The organism is Actinoplanes sp. NPDC048791 (assembly GCF_040650095.1).
GTDB lineage: Bacteria > Actinomycetota > Actinomycetes > Mycobacteriales > Micromonosporaceae > Actinoplanes.
On record NZ_JBEZGQ010001416.1, the window covers coordinates 1 to 1,720 of the forward strand.

General features: G+C 71.2%; 2 protein-coding genes. Both read left to right on the forward strand.

Going from position 1 to position 1,720, the window contains the following annotated elements:
* The first annotated feature begins 236 nt into the window (after window positions 1-236).
* Window positions 237-1,283 (forward strand): ROK family protein, encoded by a 1,047-nt coding sequence (locus AB0C29_RS46955; RefSeq protein WP_360834677.1) that lies wholly within the window; start codon window positions 237-239, stop codon window positions 1,281-1,283.
* 178 nt (window positions 1,284-1,461) lie between these two features.
* Window positions 1,462-1,720 (forward strand): hypothetical protein (locus AB0C29_RS46960; protein WP_360834679.1); only part of this gene is annotated, 259 nt, incomplete at its 3' end.

The window sequence follows — 1,720 nt, forward strand, 5'->3', positions numbered from 1 at the left end:
CGGTGGACCAGCGCCGCACGCGTGCGGGATCGGTCGGGATCGTGGAACGGCTGCGTGTCACGGCGACGGCGGCGGCGCCACCGAGAACGGCGCGGCGGGTCGGCTCAGGCTTCGTCTGCATGCCAGGCCCTTCGGCGCCGTCCGGCACCCGCCGCGCCGCCGCAACCGGACTCTCACCGCTCGCAATGCGCTTGCACCCGTCGCGTCGCGGCGTCCCGGCACGTACGCTCAGGGCTGTGGATCAGATCGATGCGGTACGGACCCCGGCGTCCTGGGTCGTGGTGGGTCTCGACAACGGCGGCACCTGCAACAACGCGACCGTCCTGGACGCGACGGGCCAGTTCCTGGTCGACAGTCTGGTGGAGAATCCGAGCCTGGTCACCGAGGGCCCGGAGTCCGCGGTCGAGCAGCTCGCCGAGGCCTTCACCAGCATCCTCGAGCTGACCAGCACCCCGCGGACGCTGGTGCGCGCGGTCGGGCTGGACACCCCGGGCCCGGCCAGCGCCGACGGCGTCATCTCGTCGAAGGGCTCGACGAACTTCTCCCAGGTCTCCTGGCACGGCTTCGACATCCGCGGCGCTCTCCAGGCGCGCATCGGCCTGCCGGTGGTCTACAACAACGACGCGAACGCGGCCGCGCTCTACGCCCACCACCGGCACTTCGGCGCCGAGGCCATGGAGCGGTCGTCCGTGGCGGCGATCGTCGGCACCGGCCTGGGCGGGGGAGTGGTCGAGCTCGGCAAGGTGGTCAGCGGTGCGGCCGGCATGGCGGGCGAGCTGGGCCACGTGCAGATCCCGTTGCACGGCGTGCTGGAGGAGGACCAGCCGGTGCCGGAGTGCAACTGCGGCTTCGCCGGCGACGTGGAGAGCATCGCGTCGCTGACCGGCATCGCGAAGAACCTGCTGCCGTACTGGCTGCGGCGGTTCCCGGACCACCCGCTGGCCGGGGAACCGATCAGCCGGGCGGCCAAGCTGCTCCGCGGGTACGGCGAGAAGGAGGACCCGCTGGCCGTGGCGGTCTTCGAACAGCAGGCCAAGGCGATCGGCAAGCTGTTCACCATCGCGGCCAACTTCACCGACCCGGCCGCGTACTTCCTGGGTGGCGGCGTGGTCGAGGCGGCGCCGCACTTCCGCCAGTGGTTCCTCAACACGGTCCGCGAGCACACCCAGCTGCGGGCCGAGCAGCAGGCCGCGGCGACCTTCGTCCTGGTGCCCGACCTCGACATGGCCGGTGCCCGGGGAGCGGCCGTCGCCGCGCTGGAGACCGTACGCCCGGTCGGCTGACCGCGCGTTTGTCCACTGTGGTTGGGCAGGCTTGACCCTGCGTCCCCTCGTGAATTCCCGAGCGCTCCTAACACCTGTGACGATGCATCGACAGCACTAGATATTGATCGACTCGCTCGGTAGCGTCCTGTGTGCCGTCCGTGGCGGGGGCCCCGGAGGCATCGAAGGGGGATCACTGATGCGACGTAGCATCGCGACCGTCGGGGCACTCGTGCTCGGAATCGTCGCGCTCACTCCGGGCGCGACGCCGGCCGCTCCACTCCAATCCGATCCGGGGCTCAGCCCGGCCGACAAGGCTGCTGTCGACGCCGGTCTGCCGGTGGCCGCCAAGCCCAAACCCGGCGCCAAGCCCGCCGGGGTCAACCCGTTCCTGGCGATCCTGCCGGACCCGGCCAAGGCCGACTACAGCGGTTGGGCCGCCTACATGAAGAAGCAGG